Origin of the sequence: Flavobacterium gelatinilyticum, from assembly GCF_027111295.1 — a bacterium.
Classification (GTDB): domain Bacteria; phylum Bacteroidota; class Bacteroidia; order Flavobacteriales; family Flavobacteriaceae; genus Flavobacterium; species Flavobacterium gelatinilyticum.
Genome location: NZ_CP114287.1, coordinates 5,233,509 through 5,249,690, shown reverse-complemented (window position 1 = coordinate 5,249,690; position 16,182 = coordinate 5,233,509). Strand labels below are relative to the sequence as shown.

13 protein-coding genes are annotated in these 16,182 nt (G+C 38.1%); 5 read left to right on the top strand and 8 right to left on the bottom strand.

Annotated features, from left to right (window positions below):
- Positions 1 to 10 precede the first annotated feature (10 nt).
- The gene (locus tag OZP11_RS22725; RefSeq protein WP_281232768.1) at positions 11 to 565 is read left to right on the top strand and encodes a carboxymuconolactone decarboxylase family protein; all 555 of its coding nucleotides are present in this window, start codon (positions 11 to 13) and stop codon (positions 563 to 565) included.
- Between the two features lie 72 nt (positions 566 to 637).
- Here OZP11_RS22725 and OZP11_RS22720 read toward each other — a convergent pair whose 3' ends face one another.
- Positions 638 to 2,410 carry a mechanosensitive ion channel family protein gene (locus tag OZP11_RS22720; RefSeq protein ID WP_281232767.1) on the bottom strand — a complete coding sequence of 591 codons (1,773 nt, stop codon included), beginning with the start codon at positions 2,408 to 2,410 and terminating at the stop codon, positions 638 to 640.
- A 312-nt stretch (positions 2,411 to 2,722) separates the two neighbouring features.
- Here OZP11_RS22720 and OZP11_RS22715 point away from each other — a divergent pair, with 312 nt between their 5' ends.
- The 3 genes from OZP11_RS22715 to OZP11_RS22705 all read left to right on the top strand — a co-directional run bounded on the left by OZP11_RS22715 (position 2,723) and on the right by OZP11_RS22705 (position 6,931).
- On the top strand, positions 2,723 to 3,127 hold the full coding sequence (locus tag OZP11_RS22715) for a c-type cytochrome (RefSeq protein ID WP_281232766.1): 405 nt from the start codon (positions 2,723 to 2,725) through the stop codon (positions 3,125 to 3,127).
- Positions 3,128 to 3,130: 3 nt separating this feature from the next.
- Positions 3,131 to 4,453 (top strand): cbb3-type cytochrome c oxidase subunit I, encoded by a 1,323-nt coding sequence (locus tag OZP11_RS22710; RefSeq protein ID WP_281232765.1) that lies wholly within the window; start codon positions 3,131 to 3,133, stop codon positions 4,451 to 4,453.
- A gap of 153 nt (positions 4,454 to 4,606) precedes the next feature.
- Entirely contained in the window at positions 4,607 to 6,931 is a 2,325-nt protein-coding gene (locus tag OZP11_RS22705) for a DUF2264 domain-containing protein (RefSeq protein ID WP_281232764.1), read from the top strand.
- 69 nt (positions 6,932 to 7,000) lie between these two features.
- Here OZP11_RS22705 and OZP11_RS22700 read toward each other — a convergent pair whose 3' ends face one another.
- The gene (locus OZP11_RS22700) at positions 7,001 to 7,393 is read right to left on the bottom strand and encodes a RidA family protein (protein WP_281232763.1); all 393 of its coding nucleotides are present in this window, start codon (positions 7,391 to 7,393) and stop codon (positions 7,001 to 7,003) included.
- 84 nt (positions 7,394 to 7,477) lie between these two features.
- The gene (locus tag OZP11_RS22695; RefSeq protein WP_281232762.1) at positions 7,478 to 8,050 is read right to left on the bottom strand and encodes a Crp/Fnr family transcriptional regulator; all 573 of its coding nucleotides are present in this window, start codon (positions 8,048 to 8,050) and stop codon (positions 7,478 to 7,480) included.
- 196 nt (positions 8,051 to 8,246) lie between these two features.
- On the opposite strand from OZP11_RS22695, the gene OZP11_RS22690 reads away from it, so the two are divergent.
- On the top strand, positions 8,247 to 8,462 hold the full coding sequence (locus tag OZP11_RS22690; protein WP_281232761.1) for a hypothetical protein: 216 nt from the start codon (positions 8,247 to 8,249) through the stop codon (positions 8,460 to 8,462).
- A 57-nt stretch (positions 8,463 to 8,519) separates the two neighbouring features.
- Here the strand turns inward: OZP11_RS22690 and OZP11_RS22685 are convergent, their stop codons facing one another.
- The 5 genes from OZP11_RS22685 to OZP11_RS22665 all read right to left on the bottom strand — a co-directional run bounded on the left by OZP11_RS22685 (position 8,520) and on the right by OZP11_RS22665 (position 16,127).
- Complete coding sequence (locus OZP11_RS22685) at positions 8,520 to 9,656, bottom strand: efflux RND transporter periplasmic adaptor subunit (protein WP_281232760.1); 1,137 nt, start codon at positions 9,654 to 9,656, stop codon at positions 8,520 to 8,522.
- 4 nt (positions 9,657 to 9,660) lie between these two features.
- On the bottom strand, positions 9,661 to 14,040 hold the full coding sequence (locus OZP11_RS22680) for a CusA/CzcA family heavy metal efflux RND transporter (RefSeq protein ID WP_281232759.1): 4,380 nt from the start codon (positions 14,038 to 14,040) through the stop codon (positions 9,661 to 9,663).
- Positions 14,041 to 14,122: 82 nt separating this feature from the next.
- Positions 14,123 to 14,407 carry a hypothetical protein gene (locus tag OZP11_RS22675; RefSeq protein WP_281232758.1) on the bottom strand — a complete coding sequence of 95 codons (285 nt, stop codon included), beginning with the start codon at positions 14,405 to 14,407 and terminating at the stop codon, positions 14,123 to 14,125.
- Positions 14,408 to 14,746: 339 nt separating this feature from the next.
- Positions 14,747 to 15,436: an SIMPL domain-containing protein gene (locus OZP11_RS22670; RefSeq protein WP_281232757.1), complete on the bottom strand. Its 690-nt coding sequence runs from the start codon at positions 15,434 to 15,436 to the stop codon at positions 14,747 to 14,749.
- 52 nt (positions 15,437 to 15,488) lie between these two features.
- Positions 15,489 to 16,127: a rhomboid family intramembrane serine protease gene (locus OZP11_RS22665; RefSeq protein ID WP_281232756.1), complete on the bottom strand. Its 639-nt coding sequence runs from the start codon at positions 16,125 to 16,127 to the stop codon at positions 15,489 to 15,491.
- Positions 16,128 to 16,182: the final 55 nt, after the last annotated feature.

The window sequence follows — 16,182 nt, the reverse complement described above, 5'->3', positions numbered from 1 at the left end:
AAAAAAGAATATGCGAGTAAATCCTGTAAATCCCGAAACAATGAACCCGGAGGTTCGTTATGTACACGACGAAGTGGTGAAACTCATCACTCACAGTCAGGGTCCTGTTACTATGCTGAATAGCGAAGGCGCTTTAACGGGTCCTTTTCCTCCTATGCTCAATTTTCCGCAATTCGGAATTCCTGCTTTAAGCTTTGTACGTTCACTGGATAATCATGCTGCGCTTCCTAAAAAAGTCAGAGAAACAGCCATATTGACTATTGGTGCAGCATTTGGAGCCCGTTTTGAATTGTATGCCCACGAAATCATGGCAAAACATCTGGGATTTTCACCCGAAGCTGTGGCATCGCTGGCATCTGGTTTTCGTCCTGTCGAATTAAATCCGCAAGAAGCCATAGCGTATGAAATCGCATCTGTATTGGCAAAAGGACGGATTGTCCCTAATTCTTCTTATCAGCTTGCATCTGAATTATTAGGAAAAGAAGGTACTGCCGAACTTATCTTTTTAATTGAAGCATACAGCCTTTTGGCAATGGTTTTAAATGGTTTTGATGTTGTATCTTAATTTCCGAAATTACTTTTATTAAAAATTTAAAAGTCCCGAAAATTTGAAACTTTCAGGACTTTTTTATTTGATTTAATCTTCTTTTAATTTAAAACTGCCGTCATCCGGATATTTGATACTGTCTTTTAGTTCTTCGATTCGTTTCGGGTCAAATTTAGGAATCTGCAATTCGTTATTTTCTTTCCATTTTTTAACCGTTTCAGATACCTCAGCTGATTTTTCGGCTGACGGAGGAGTATCACGTGTCATGTACAGTGTTTGAGACGGATATGCCAGCGAGGTGCCGCTTTTTTCGATAATATCCATCATCCGTAATAACAGATCTTCTTGTATTTCCTGCGAAGTATCAAAATTGATTGCTCCAATATACGATGTAATTTCAATTTTAAATGCATCTGCGGTAATGCCTGTAAAACGAACTATAGGCGGTGAATTGATTATTCCGGGATGAGAAAACAATAAAGTTCGTAATTCGACCAGCAGATAACGCATTTGATCCGGAGTGGTTTCCATCCTGAAATTTAAAACCGGATTAAAAAGAAAACGGTCACGATGTGCAAAATTTTCTATTTTACTGGCAGATAATTGTCCGTTAGGAATCGTTACAATTGTACGTCCGGCGGTTCGAAGCATCGTAGAGCGCATTCCTATAGATTCTACCGTTCCTTTTATATCATCAACCCGGCAGTAATCGCCTACACGCAGGGGCTGATCGGCAATAAGGCTCACGCTTCCCACAAAATTTTCGATTGTTTTTTGTGCTCCCAATGCCAGTGCGATACCTCCAATACCCAAAGCGGCAAGTCCGGCAGTAACATCGACGCCAATAATTCCCAGTATGGCAATTATCCCAATAAAAACAATAGCAACTTTAGTGGTACGGCTTAAAAATAATATAGCCGAAACAGCCGAAATACGCCCGCGCCTGTTCATTCTGCTTCGCGTAAACATACTCACAAAATCGGTCATTCTCCATAACAAAATCAGAAAAGCCAGAATACTTATGGTAATGATAATGATGCTGAAACGCTGGCGGACTACAATAGAAATTCCCATTCGCTGGGTAGATGCCACAAATAAAAGCACCGTAAGATACATTTGCACCGGTAAGGTAAAAGCTTCTATAATTGCGGTGCCTTTTTCACTGGCTGCTTTTCTCCATATTTTCTGCAGAAGAAAAACAATCCCAAAAATCAGCATTCTGGACAATAAATACGACACAATTGTCATGACCACAACTACTGCCCAGTGTCCGATAGGAACATTTCCTAATTTTTTTTCGATTAAAACAGGAGGCAGCAAGCGGTCGAGAAACGTTTTCTCCTCTTTAATATCTGCAGACATAATTGATTCTATGGTCTCCGCAGAAAAAAGCCATAAAGGAGGCTGGCTGTCATCGGACTGGTTTTCAACATAAAGCTGTATTGTTGTTTTATTATTTGATATATTTCCAACAAGATCAACCCCCGTTGCAAGATCATCATCCAGACGTCCGAGTTCTTTGTTGCTTATAATGGTAGACGGAGACAAATTACCGCCCTGATCCAGCAGCTGCTGAAACGTTTTGGCTATTCGGATTCTTTCAGATGCTTTGCGGTACGAGCGTTTACTTAAAACAAAATACTGGCTGGCACGAATATAATTCTGATCGCCTATAGCTTTGATAAATCCGTTTACGGTTCCCTGAGGCGTTCTTCTTCCCAATGAATCTTCGGGAGTTTTTTCAACTTCTTCCGCTGTGGTTTTTGCCGGCCCCAGTAATTGGGCTGCTGCTGTATCCGGTTTCATTACTAATGCCGTCAGGAACAGCATATAAAACAGTAAACGTTTGACACCTGAAATCATATTTCTTATTTTTTGCAATTACTATCCTAAAAATAAGAAATATAGCAGAGAAATAAAACCTTTAAAATAAGAAAAAATCAGAATGCTCTTAGTTTTTCTTCGTCAGGAAGAATGCTGCAATTTTTAAATCTTTTGAAAAAGACTTAAAAAAAAAGTACACACATGCCTGTTGATCCGTGTCTGTTTTGCTTTTAGGTCAAATATGATAAAAATCATAAGCCGTAAAAAAACATCTCAGTAATATTGCTTCAATACAGACCATGAACGCCACATTCCTGTATGCAATAATCTTTTAAAATATCCTAAAAACCTATGCGGTCCTATACTTATAAAGTTTTACTTTTTTCTGCCCTGTGCATTTCTTATTTTGTCTATTCCGGATGTATTTACAGAGATATGCCTCATACGGCAGGAATAAATAATAATCTTGCCGATCAGGGAAAAAAAATATGGCAGGAAAACAACTGCATTGCCTGCCACCAAATTTATCAGCTGGGCGGTTATCTTGGTCCGGACCTTACCAATACGTATTCTTTAAAAGGTCCCGAATATATAAAAGCATTTCTTAAAAGCGGTACGCAGGTCATGCCTGATTTTCATTTATCACAATACGAAATGGACGCACTTACCGCCTATCTAAAAGAGATAGACAAAAGCGGCTCTGCTGATCCCAGAACTTTTACAATTTTAAACGACGGTACTACACACCAAAAATAATTTATGGAAACAAGCAAAAAATTTATACTACTGGCACTTACCGTGCTTGGATTGGGTTTATTATTTGGAATATTGGGAACACTTCAATATGTTTTTCCCGGATTTCTTAAAGCTGCTGTTTCTTTCGAAAAAACCCGCCCACTGCATGTATCATCTGTTGTATTCTGGATTATTCTTGCGGCTGTGGGTGTTGTACAGCATTATCTAAACGAGCATTTTAAAAATAATGCCAAATATCCAGTTTTAGTAAAAATACAATTCTGGATGTTTCTGAGTGCCATCCCGATTATTATGGTTTCGTATCTTATGGGAGTTTTTGGCGGACGTGAATATTGGGAATTCCCTCCTGTATTGGCACTGCCTATTGTAATTGGATGGATTGCATTCCTGATTCATTTTTTCACTTCGGTACGACAGCTTACCAAACAGCCTGTTTATGTCTGGATGTGGCTTACAGGAATTGTTTTTTTTCTTATTACTTTTTTAGAGTCGTATTTATGGCTTATTCCTTATTTCAGACAAAATATTATAGGTGATATGACCGTGCAGTGGAAATCGTACGGTTCGATGGTTGGATCCTGGAACATGCTTATTTACGGATCCGGAATTTATCTAATGGATAAAATAAGCGAAGACAACAAAAGCAGTTCTTCTGTTACGGCTTTCCTTATTTATTCTTTAGGATTATTTAATCTTCTGTTCAATTGGGGACATCATATTTATTCGCTTCCAACAGCTCCATATATTCGTTATGTAAGTTACGCGGTAAGTATGACGGAACTGCTTCTTTTTGGAAAAATAATCTATCAATGGAAATCTTCGCTTTCTGCGGCGAAAAAATACCGTCATGAAGTCCCGTATAAATTTCTGCTCGCTGCTGATATCTGGGTTTTTATTATGCTGGGCCAGGCCATTGTTATGTCTATTCCCGCTTTTAACCTTTATACACACGGTACGCATGTTACGGTAGCGCATTCCATGGGAACCACAATTGGTATAAACAGCATGCTGTTAATGGCTTTTGTTTATGATATTTTTGGAAATACAAAACAACAGTTTATAAAACCAAAACTTTTCAAAAAAGGTTATTTTCTTATTAATGCTTCTTTACTGGTATTCTGGCTGTCGCTGATGACGGCCGGTATTTTAAGAGCAGCATGGCAGATGAACGAAAAACAAAATGCCTTCAGCCAGATGATGAGTTCGCTTACGCCTTTCTTTATTTCTTTCAGCGTAAGCGGCTTCACACTGGCGATAGGGTTTTATATATTATTCAGGCATTTATATGTAACGAATCGCAGTAAATGGATTCATAATGAAGCTTAATATCGTGATTTTTTAAACAGATTGATGCCGTTGGACTGCTGCAGAATAACTTAATGTCTTTTTGACTATATGTTGTCTGAAAAATTCTTATATTACGTCCGTTTTGTACGTTTATGAAGACTTTTCTATACTAATACCATTAAAACCAAAAGCATGCATCCAAACCATCTCTTAAAAAAAATCTTTTTACAAACCTTTTTTCTTTTACTATGCAGTACTATATCGGCACAAACTGATAAACCGGAACAGGTTCGTAAAATAATTGATAAAGTAAATACCTTCTGGCAGTCTAAAAATCCGGCACAAACCAGTTCTTTCTGGGATAACGCTGCATATCATACCGGAAATATAGAAGCTTATATGCTTACCGGAAACGAAAAGTACCGCACCTATTCCGAAACCTGGGCTGCTCATAACCAATGGATGGGAGCTAAAAGTAAAGATAAAAACCAATGGAAATATTCGTATGGCGAAACTGATGAATTTGTTCTTTTTGGGGATTATCAGATTTGCTTTCAGGTCTATGCCGATTTATACAATCTGCTGCCGGAACCTCATAAAATTGCAAGAGCAAAAGAGGTAATGGAATATGAAATGTCTACTGCCAAAAACGATTACTGGTGGTGGAGCGACGGACTTTATATGGTGATGCCTGTTATGACCAAAATGTACAAAATAACCAACAACAGGCAGTATCTTGATAAATTGTATGAGTATCTTTTGTATTCTGACAGTATCATGTTTGATGCCGAGGAAAATTTATATTATCGAGATGCAAAATATGTTTTTCCAAAGCATAAGAGTTTAAATAACAAAAAAGATTTCTGGGCACGAGGCGACGGCTGGGTTCTTGCAGGACTTGCCAAAGTACTAAAAGATCTTCCTGCTGATTATAAACACCGCGATTTTTTTGTTCAGAAGTTTAAAAAAATGGCTTCTGCTCTAGCCAAAATACAACAACCTGAAGGATATTGGACCAGAAGTATGATGGATCCAGAACATGCTCCAGGGCCAGAAACCAGCGGAACTGCTTTTTTTACGTATGCGATTCTTTGGGGAATCAATAATAATTACCTGAACAGAACAGAATTTGTTCCTGTAATTAATAAATCATGGAATTATCTTAAAAACACTGCTTTACAAAAGGATGGAAAAATTGGATATGTTCAGCCAATTGGCGAAAAAGCAATTCCCGGACAGATAGTAGACGCAAATTCAACTTCAAATTTTGGTGTAGGTGCTTTTCTTTTGGCTTCCTGCGAATATGTACGCTATTTAGAAGCAAATCAGGAAACAAATAAAGACCGCGCTTACTGGACAGAATTGGCTTATAAAATTGCTGCTCCGGTTTTGAGCAATATGGCCGAAGGGAAACTACGCGATAATATGCTGGTTGAGGTCAGCACTTCGTATGACGGCAGAGACAACAGTGTCGTTTACATGGAAACTTTTGGAAGATTAATGGCCGGAATTTCACCCTGGCTTACACTTCCGGACGATGCTACTAAAGAGGGGGCAAAACGTAAACAACTACGCGATTGGGCATTAAAAAGTTATGCAAATGCCGTAAATCCAGAAAACAAGGATTATCTTTTATGGCGAGGCCACGGACAGGCGCTTGTTGATGCCACTTATATTGCCGAGAGTTTTCTCCGCGCGTATGAAACACTCTGGGTACCGCTGAGTGACGAAACCAAAAAACGCTATATTACCGAATTTCAGCAGTTAAGACGCATTGATCCTCCATATACCAACTGGGTTCTTTTTTCTTCTACAATAGAAGCTTTTCTAGCTAAAACCGGTTCTGATTATGATCAATATCGTATTAATTCGGCTATTCGCAAAGTGGAAGAATGGTACGCAGGCGACGGATGGTATGCTGACGGCCCTTCATTTTCTTTTGATTACTACAGCAGTTATGTTTTTCATCCCATGTATCTTGAAACCTGCCAGGCCATGAAAGATGCAGGAGCGGGTACACGTATTGATTATGAAAAATATTATGACCGTGAATTAAAACGTGCTCAAAAATATGCACTTGTTCTGGAACGTTTTATTTCTCCCGAAGGCACTTTTCCGGTTTTCGGCAGATCAATTCCGTACCGTATGGCTGCTATGCAACCTCTTGCTTTAATGGCGCAATACAACACACTTCCTGAAGGTGTATCTAACGGTCAGGTACGTACTGCATTAACTGCCGTAATGAAGCGTATGTTTGACGGTGCCAATAATTTTAATGCCAAAGGATACCTGACTATTGGTTTCGCAGGAAGTCAGCCTAATATTGCCGATTGGTATACCAATAACGGAAGTTTATACATGACTTCGCTTTCTTTTATGCCTTTGGGGCTTCCTGCTTCACATCCTTTCTGGACAGATGCAGGTATGGCCTGGACAAGTAAAAAAGCATGGAGCGGTCAGCCTTTTCCAAAAGATCACCACTGGAAGGATGAGATACAGACAAAAGACAAATATTAAAGAATAAATTCCAAATATTTAAATTCCAAATTCCAACGATAAATTGGAATTTGGATTTTTTTTTAGCATTTAAAATCTAACGACAGTAGCTTCTAGTTCAACTTTTAAAGTTTCAAAAAGGCTTTTTACTTCCAGAACTGTGCTTGATTGTTTGATTTCATTTTTTTGAATCCAATTTTGCAGAAGATCAAAATTTTGAAATAATGTCTCTGAATCGGTAGTGTAGATATTAAGTCTAACGATATTTTTTAATTCATAATTAGCCGTAAGAATTACTTTTTCCAGATTTTCGATCGTTTGTTGCAACTGGCTTCTCATATCAGCATCACTCGATATGCCATTCTCATCTATAGCAGTTTGTCCTGAAACATATAGTGTGCCCTGAACATTGGAAACTTCTACAGCCTGAACATAATTTCTGGCATCCTGCCATTTCCACGGATTGATTATTTTCTTTTCCATCTTTTATTTTATAAAAATTAATAGATGCAAAAATCGGAGTGGCTGTAATTTTTATTGCGTGACAAATATCACAACTTTTATTTCTTACGAAAAAAGACGACTTAGTGTTTCTCTCGAAACTCCCAAATAAGATGCTAAAACAGATTTTGGAACCCGTTGCAATAAAGATGGATTTCGGCCTAATAACTGCTCATATCTTTCGCGGGCGCTGGAGGTTATAAATGACAAAATTCGGCGTTGCGAACCAATGTGTCCTGCAATCGATTTTCGGAGAAAAAAACGTTCCATTTTTTGCAAGCCAGAACACAATTTCTCAAAATTTTCAAGAGACAAACTATACACTAGAGTATCTTCTATACATTCTAATGACAAAGTAGATTTACTCTTTGTGTAATAGGCTTCAAAATCTGTTTCCCACCAATCTTCCATGGCAAACGAAACGGTATTTTGTTTAGCATTTCCATCGGTATAAATCAATTTTACGAGTCCGGATAAAACAAAATATACATTATCGACAAAACTTCCCTCCTCAATCATTACTTCATTTTTATTATACTTTTCCAGTTTAAAATGAGAAAGTATAAAACGGAACTCTTCGTCATTTAGAGGGACAATTTGTTCGATATGATTTCGTAATGCTTTTTCAAAATTATTCATGCAGGGAGATTTTTCACAGACAAAGTTAAACTAATAAAAACTGAAGCTAAATCATTTATTGCAGAACAAAATATAAATTCATGATCACGTTATTTAAAAATTCAAAATTCATTCAAAATTGTATTAAAATTTCGTTGCGTTATTTAACGCAAAATGGTATTGCATAAAACTACGCTTACTCTAAAAATTCCTCAAAATGAACAAAAGCATTGTTTTATTATCATGCTTAATTCTTGGTTTTAACATATCAGCACAAGAAAACATTCAAAACGATAGTATTAAGAAAGATACTATTAAACCTTTAAAATTCCGTTATAAACAGCTTATTCTTCCTTCAGTACTTATTGGGTATGGGATTATTGGTAAAATTCTACATAATAAAATTAAAAAAGGCAGTACTACAAAAATATAGACTGCCTTTATCTTTAATCAAATTGTATTTAACTCCTAATAAATATTAGAATTTAAATTACTCACTCTCATTCATAGTTTTCATCAAAAGGGTATATGCATTTTTAATTACCAGTTTCGATGAAGAAGTAACTGCTTCTGAAGAAAACTGCTTAAAACCATTTTGAGCAATTCCGGCTTTTACCTCTACTATTTTATAGCTGTTGTTTCCGTTATCTTCAAAAACATAACTCTTGCCTTTCCAGTCTACAATGGCGTTTTCGGGAAGTGTTAATTGACTTTTGCTGGTTACATGAATAGCGGCATTTACGAAAAGTCCCGGTAAGAATAAAGGATCATAACGGTCTAAACGCGCGATAACAGCTGCTGCACGATCCTGATTTAAGCTGTGGTTGATAAACTGAATTCTCGCGTCGTATTTCTTTTCAGGATTAGAATTACTGTACACTTCAAGTTTCTGACCTTCTTTAAGCGACTGAACATCTTTCTCAAAAACATTAAAAGTCAGCATGACATCCTGAATATTCGTTAATTCAAAAAGCATTTCGGTAGGAGCCACATATTTTCCGTTGTTGATGTTTACTTTCGAAACCAGACCATTTACAGGCGAAACTACGCTTATCGATTTTGTAATATTCGAAGCCGTAAGATTATTTACATTAAGCCCTAACAATTCCAGTTTCTGCGCCAGCGATGCCATGGCAATCCGCTGTGTTTCACGTTCGGCAGTAACCTGCTCAAAAACCTTATCGCTGCTTGCCTTTTTTGCATTCAGTTCTTTCTGTCGGCTGAACTCTAAATTCGCTGCTTTAAACTGCTCCTTCGCCGTGAGGTAATCCTGCTGCAATTGTATGTACTGCATATCTTCGATTACAGCCAGAACCTGCCCTTTTCTAACGTTCATTCCTGTTACAATATTCGTCTTTTTAATATAACCACCAAGCGGAAACGTTACATTTACCAGACTGTTTGGCGGTACTGTAACTTCTCCCTGCAGCTGTACAATGGCGCTGAGTTCTTTTTCTTCGGCATTTCCGGTTACAATTCCGGCATTCTTTGCCTGTTCCGGCGATAAAGTTATAATATTAGAATCTTTACTTCCGTTGGCTTCTGTTTGTTTTGTTTCTTCTTTTTTACCGCAGGATGCCAGCATCAGTACGGCAGTGGTAAATGCAAAAATGATTTTCTTTTTCATTGCATTATAAGTTTGTTATCGTTTGCAAGGTTATCAAAGCCTTGTTGTAATTATTTACCGTGTCCAAATATTCATTTTTAATCGTAATCGCCTGATTCACGACCAAAACCCATTGCAGGTAATCAATATCTCCGTTTCGCAGCTGGCTATTGGCTGCTTCAATAATTGTTTGTGCATTGGCCAGTCCTTCACTTTCATAATACTGAAGACTCTGCCTGAATTTCTGAACTTCTTTGTAAGCATTTTTAACCTGTGTCGAAACTTCAATTTTTACGGCTTCAGATTGTGCCTCTAAATTTTGGTATTCCGCTTTTGCCGCTTTACTTTTTGCCGACTGGCTTCCAAAGAATAACGGCACGCTTATTCCGGCTGTAATATAACTGAATCGGTTTCCGGAATCATAATAGATTTCCTGTCCCGCAGCATTGGTCTGAAAACCGGTAATGCTCAAATTATTATATCCCAGATTTAAATCCGGCATCAAACGGGCTCTTTCGGTTTTCCATCGCCATTTCGCAGCTTCGGTTTCCTGTTTCCAGACTTTTGTCATAGGCAGTTCGTCTGTATTTTTAACTTCCGAAAGGGGTTCAAAATCCATTTTGATGTTTGTTTTTTGCGGCGCATAGATTTTATCATCCTGCAATAAAGCGTTAAACGAACGAAGCGCAATATCTACATCGAGTTCGATCATATTCAGCTGATTGGTATAGAATTGTCTTGCTGACTGCGATGCACTTTTTTCTAAAACATTCGTTTCCCCGGCTTTAAATCGCAAATGCGATTTCTCTTCCATTAAACGATAAATACTGTCGGCATAATGCAAAAGATCGCGTTTGGTGTTCAGCCATACCAATTCATAATACAATTTTCGGACTGATGATTTTACTTCCTGCTGTGTAAGCTGGTTTTGTGCTTTTGCGGCTTCGGCTCCTGCCGTAAACGCTTTTTTCTGACGTGCATATACCGTTGGGAAATTAATCGTTTGACTGATTCCAAAACGCGTATCATTCAGTCGGCTATTGAATTGTCCGTAATCCGCATCGATTTGTGTTTTAGGAAGATCATACGCAGATTTATTCAAAAACGTTTTCGATTCTTCGTTGAACTTAGCAGCTTTAATTCTGCTGTTATTTTTAAGCGCAATTTCAATAGACTGCTGCAACGAAATCTTTTCAGCCTGTTGCGCATATATTCCATTAAAACCGTTTAACAGAAATAAAGCAGCGATAATTACAGTGATGTTTTTCATTTTCTTTTTCTTTCTAAAAGGTTTAATACTATATGTCATCAGGTAAATGGCAGGAAGTACAAAAAGAGTCAGAAGGGTTGCCGTAACGAGTCCGCCAATTACTACAGTCGCTAACGGACGCTGTACTTCTGCACCTGCACCATTGCTGAGAGCCATTGGTAAAAATCCTAAAGAAGCAACTGCTGCGGTCATTAATACCGGACGAAGTCGATTTTTGGTTCCTGTAATAATAATATCGAAAGGGTCTGTAATCTCACCATGTTTCTGGATTCGGTTAAACTCAGATATTAATACAATTCCATTTAATACCGCAACTCCAAAAAGAGCAATAAAACCAACTCCTGCTGAAATACTAAACGGCATATTACGAGCCCATAGGGCAAAAACACCACCTATAGCTGATAACGGAATGGCTGTAAAAATGATAATCCCTTCTTTAAACGATCTAAAAGCAAAATATAAAAGACCGAAAATCATTAAAAGTGCGGCAGGAACCGCAACTCCAAGCCGGCTTTTTGCCTGCTGCAGGTTTTCAAAAGAACCTCCGTAGGTAATATAATAACCCGGATCCATTTTTATCTGGGCAGTTACTTTTTGCTGTAATTCGTTTACAATGCTTTGTACGTCGCGTCCGCGGACATTAAACCCAACGATGATTCTTCGTTTGGCATCTTCACGCTGAATCTGGTTTGGTCCTTCAATTTCCTGAACCGAAGCCACCTGATATAGCGGAATCTGCGCTCCCGATGGTGTGGCCACCAAAAGGTTTCTAACATTTTCGATTCCCTGCCGGCCGCTGTTTTCAACGCGAACAACCAGATCAAAACGTTTTTCACCTTCGTATATATTTCCGGCGGCGGCCCCGGCAAAAGCGGCATTTACAGTTCGGTTAATATCCTGAACATACAAACCGTATTTTGCCATTTCGGCCCAATTATAATCAATTACGATTTGAGGCATTCCGGTCACTTTTTCAACATATAAATCGGCTGTACCCTTTACGGTTTTACTTATGGCTCCCAGTTTTTCCGAGTATTCATCTAGTTTGTCCAGATCTTCCCCAAAAATTTTACAAACGACGTCTTGTTTGGCACCCGTCATTAATTCGTTGAAACGCATCTGAACCGGAAACTGAAATCCGGTTGTGACACCCGGCGCGGTTTCCTGAACCGTTTTTGCCATTTTTTCGGCCAGCTCCGAGAAAGAAGAAGCACTTGTCCATTCTGATTTATCTTTTAGAACAATAATCATATCCCCGCCTTCAATAGGCATTGGATCGGTCGGAATTTCAGCACTTCCTATTCGGGAGACTACTTTTTTAACCTCCGGATATTGTTTTTTTAATGCAGCCGAAATTTTAACAATCGTCTCGGTTGTAGTTGAAAGGTTGGTTCCTAAAAGCAGACGGGTTTCGACAGCAAAATCACCTTCTTCTAACTGCGGAATAAATTCTCCTCCCATCAATCCAAATAAAAATACAGCAAAGCCAAAAAGTACAACGGCTGCTGTCACAATACTCTTTTTAAGAGCCAAAGCTCGCTTAAGAGCTTTCTCATACCAGTTTTCCAGTTTCAGCATTACGCGGTCTGAAATAGTAAGTTTATGGCTTATTTTTTTGCTGATGAAAAGCGAACTTACCATTGGCACATAGGTCAGTGATAAAATAAAAGCTCCTAAAATAGCAAAGGCAACCGTCTGAGCCATTGGCTTAAACATTTTTCCTTCGATTCCCTGAAGCGATAAAATAGGCAGATAGACAATCAGAATGATAATCTGGCCAAAAACAGCTGCGTTCATCATTCGCGAAGCAGAACCAGATACCTCTTTGTCCATTTCTTCCTGAGAAATATTGTTTGCTGTTTTGTATTTTTTGGATGAATGAATATGATGCAGGATTGCCTCGACAATAATCACGGCACCATCGACAATAAGCCCGAAATCAAGTGCTCCTAAACTCATCAGGTTACCGCTTACGCCAAAAGTATTCATCATAATAATAGCAAAAAGCATTGCTAACGGAATTACCGAAGCCACAATAAGCCCGGCGCGTAAATTCCCCAAAAATAAAACCAGAACCAAAACAACGATCAGTGCCCCTTCCATGAGGTTATGTTCAACAGTACCAATGGCATTGTCTACCATTTTGGTACGATCCAGAAAAGGTTCTATTTTAAGTCCTTCGGGAAGGATTTTTTCGATTTCAGCAACTTTTGTTTTGACATTTTCGATCACGTTGCTGGCGTTTTCGCCTTTTAGCATCATTACAATTCCCCCTACTGATTCGCCTATATCGTCTGTAGTTAAAGCACCGTAGCGTATGGCCGAAGATAATTTTACTTCTGCCACGTTTTTTACCAAAACAGGTGTTCCGGCCTGAGTGGTTTTAATCACGATTTTTTCAATGTCTTCGATTTTTTTGGCCAGTCCCACACTTCGGATATACGACACTGTAGGCCCCTTTTCGATATAAGCTCCTCCTGTATTCTGATTACTTCGACTAAGCGCAGTAAACACATCACTGATCGTTAAATTCTGTGCTTTTAATCTCGCTGGATTTACGGCAACTTCGTATTGTTTAAGTTTTCCGCCAAAGGTCGAGACATCGGCAATTCCCTGCGTTCCTAACAATTGTCTTCTTACTGTCCAGTCCTGAATGGTTCTTAAATCAGATAGTGAGTATTTGCTTTCATAACCGGGCTGCGGTTTTAAAACATATTGGTAGATTTCGCCCAGTCCTGTGGTTACGGGAGCCATTTCCGGCATGTTGGCATTCTCGTCTATTTCGACTTTTTGCAGGCGTTCGGTTACCTGCTGGCGGGCCCAGTACACATCGGTATCGTCATCAAAAACAATCGAAACGACTGATAATCCGAATCTTGAAATACTGCGGCTTTCTTTTAACTGCGGGATATTACTTACTGCCTGCTCAATCGGGAAAGTAATCAGACGTTCGACGTCTTCTGCTCCCAATGATGGAGCGGTGGTTATAATTTGTACCTGATTATTGGTGATGTCCGGTACGGCATCAATTGGCAGACGGGTAACTTCAAACACACCGTAGATAATCCACAGCAGCGTGAAAATCCCAATTGCCAGTTTATTTTTAACTGAAAACTGAATGATTTTATTAAGCATATTTTCTTTTTTGGGAATACTAAAATGCAATACTCACACCGTTTAAAACAGCATGGCATTGTTAATTTCCTGTAAAAAAGAATTAGGCAATAGGCGGTCTGAACAGAGTTCCTATATAAGGGTTGTTATGAAAATCGTGTTTGTAATTATTTACAAACTCAGAGTCTAACGGAATGAAAGATAATGTTGAAGTATAAATGCGGCCCGGAATAAAAACAAGGTGCTGCGAATGCGGGTCTACTTTTTTGAATGGAAGCTGCATATCACGGTCATCGTCGTTGTCGTCGATATCCTGTCCTAAATAATGCATGGCGATAAAATCAGTAAAAGCAAGTCCTTGTGCATTTGATCGCTCCTGGTGTTCCATAAAATGCTGTACAAGCACCGGAATTTTTGATAACTGCCCAAAAAAGCAATTATTAAAGTTGATCAAAAGGATTAGTATATACAGGGAAATTTTTCGCACAGCACAAAAATATTAAGTTTATACTGTTACAGCAAGTGTTATGTGTTAAATGTCTGTAAAGCGTTTTCTGGGTTTTCCCCGAAAGTAATTATAAGACACAAAGTTTATCCGCAATGGTATCATCTCAACGAAGTAACAGAAAACCTTTTGCACTTATTTGCGGTAAAAAACACCAAAAAAAAATCCAAATCCCAATTGAATTGGAATTTGGATTTGTAAATATTGTAATTTCTAAACCGTTTAGTCTAAAACGAAACTTACACTTACGTTTGATGTGATTTCAATTTCTCCAATAGCAAGTGTCTGGTTTGAAGCTCCGGATGCGTCCATCATTTCTGTTTTCATAGCTGCATACATTGGTCTAGGGTTGTAAACCTGAGAGTTATCAGAGATTGTAAACGCTTTACCTACTTTTTGTCCTAAAACAGATACATATTCTTCTGCTTTTGTTTTAGCATCTTTCATAGCTAATTTTCTCGCTTCAGACTGGTGCTGTGCTAATTTAGAAGATTCAAAAGAAACGTTATCAATACGGTTGATTCCCTGCTGTACCAAACCTTCCATCAGTTCATCGTACTTGTTTAAATCTCTTAATACGATTTCAACAGTCTGCGTGGCATTGTAGCTTGTTTTCTTTTTCTCATAATCGTACTGCGGATTAAGAGCTACTTGTTTTGTTTTAAAATCAGCTGTTGGTACATTCATTTTTTTGATGAATTTTAAAACAGCGTCCATTTTTTCGTCATTTTGTTTTTTGACGTCTTTAGCATTATTCCCTTTTGTTTCAACCGTAGCTGAAATACAAACCTGATCAGGTGCTACTTTTACTTTTCCTTCCCCGTTAACATTGATAAGAGGTATTTGTTTGATTTCCTGGCCGTAAGACATAGTCATAAACATGATTGTTAAAAATAATACTAGTTTTTTCATTTTTGTTAGATTTTAAATTGTTAAAAAGAGCATTTCAAAAGTTATGCCAGCATTATAATTTTCCTGCTTTTGCCATCCCAAAAAGTATCAAAATCGGGATTGCCAATAGAATCGTCATCAAACTGTGGTCAACCATTAATGACGGATCTTTTATTAAAGTAATCACATACCCGCCTACAGCACCTCCAAAGTGCGCCGTGTGCCCAATGTTATCATTTTTGGCTTTCATTCCGTAAATTGAATACAATAAATATAAAATTCCAAAAAGATATGCCGGTATATCGATAACAAAGTATAAACCTATGGTTGAATTGGGCTCAAGTAAAATTGCAGAATACAAAACTCCTGTAACAGCACCTGAAGCACCAACAGCACGATAACTGTAATCGTTTTTATGAAACAACATGGTTAAAAGACTTCCAAAAATCAAGCTCCCAATATAAACCAGTAAAAATGAAAGCCCTCCAAGGTAAGCTATAACTGTGGGAGCAAAAAAGAAAAGTGTAAGCATGTTAAATGCCAAATGCATAATATCGGCATGAAGAAAGCCTGATGACAGCATTCTGATTTGTTCCCCTGCACGAATACTGCCTACATGAAACTCATATTTTCTAAAAAAAGCGTAATCATTAAAGCCTTTGTAACTAAAAAGAACATTAGCAACTATAATCCCAATTAAAATGGTGTTCATAAAATAAGTTTAATTTGAAATGTAAATATAATCATTCTAAAATAGAAGCGGTGCC

Coding starts and splice junctions, on each gene's coding strand:
- OZP11_RS22725 (WP_281232768.1), top strand. CDS start 11: ATGCGAGTAAATCCTGTAAATCCCGAAACAATGAACCCGGAGGTTCGT.
- OZP11_RS22720 (WP_281232767.1), bottom strand. CDS start 2,410: ATGATTTCAGGTGTCAAACGTTTACTGTTTTATATGCTGTTCCTGACG.
- OZP11_RS22715 (WP_281232766.1), top strand. CDS start 2,723: ATGCGGTCCTATACTTATAAAGTTTTACTTTTTTCTGCCCTGTGCATT.
- OZP11_RS22710 (WP_281232765.1), top strand. CDS start 3,131: ATGGAAACAAGCAAAAAATTTATACTACTGGCACTTACCGTGCTTGGA.
- OZP11_RS22705 (WP_281232764.1), top strand. CDS start 4,607: ATGCATCCAAACCATCTCTTAAAAAAAATCTTTTTACAAACCTTTTTT.
- OZP11_RS22700 (WP_281232763.1), bottom strand. CDS start 7,393: ATGGAAAAGAAAATAATCAATCCGTGGAAATGGCAGGATGCCAGAAAT.
- OZP11_RS22695 (WP_281232762.1), bottom strand. CDS start 8,050: ATGAATAATTTTGAAAAAGCATTACGAAATCATATCGAACAAATTGTC.
- OZP11_RS22690 (WP_281232761.1), top strand. CDS start 8,247: ATGAACAAAAGCATTGTTTTATTATCATGCTTAATTCTTGGTTTTAAC.
- OZP11_RS22685 (WP_281232760.1), bottom strand. CDS start 9,656: ATGAAAAAGAAAATCATTTTTGCATTTACCACTGCCGTACTGATGCTG.
- OZP11_RS22680 (WP_281232759.1), bottom strand. CDS start 14,040: ATGCTTAATAAAATCATTCAGTTTTCAGTTAAAAATAAACTGGCAATT.
- OZP11_RS22675 (WP_281232758.1), bottom strand. CDS start 14,407: ATGGAACACCAGGAGCGATCAAATGCACAAGGACTTGCTTTTACTGAT.
- OZP11_RS22670 (WP_281232757.1), bottom strand. CDS start 15,436: ATGAAAAAACTAGTATTATTTTTAACAATCATGTTTATGACTATGTCT.
- OZP11_RS22665 (WP_281232756.1), bottom strand. CDS start 16,127: ATGAACACCATTTTAATTGGGATTATAGTTGCTAATGTTCTTTTTAGT.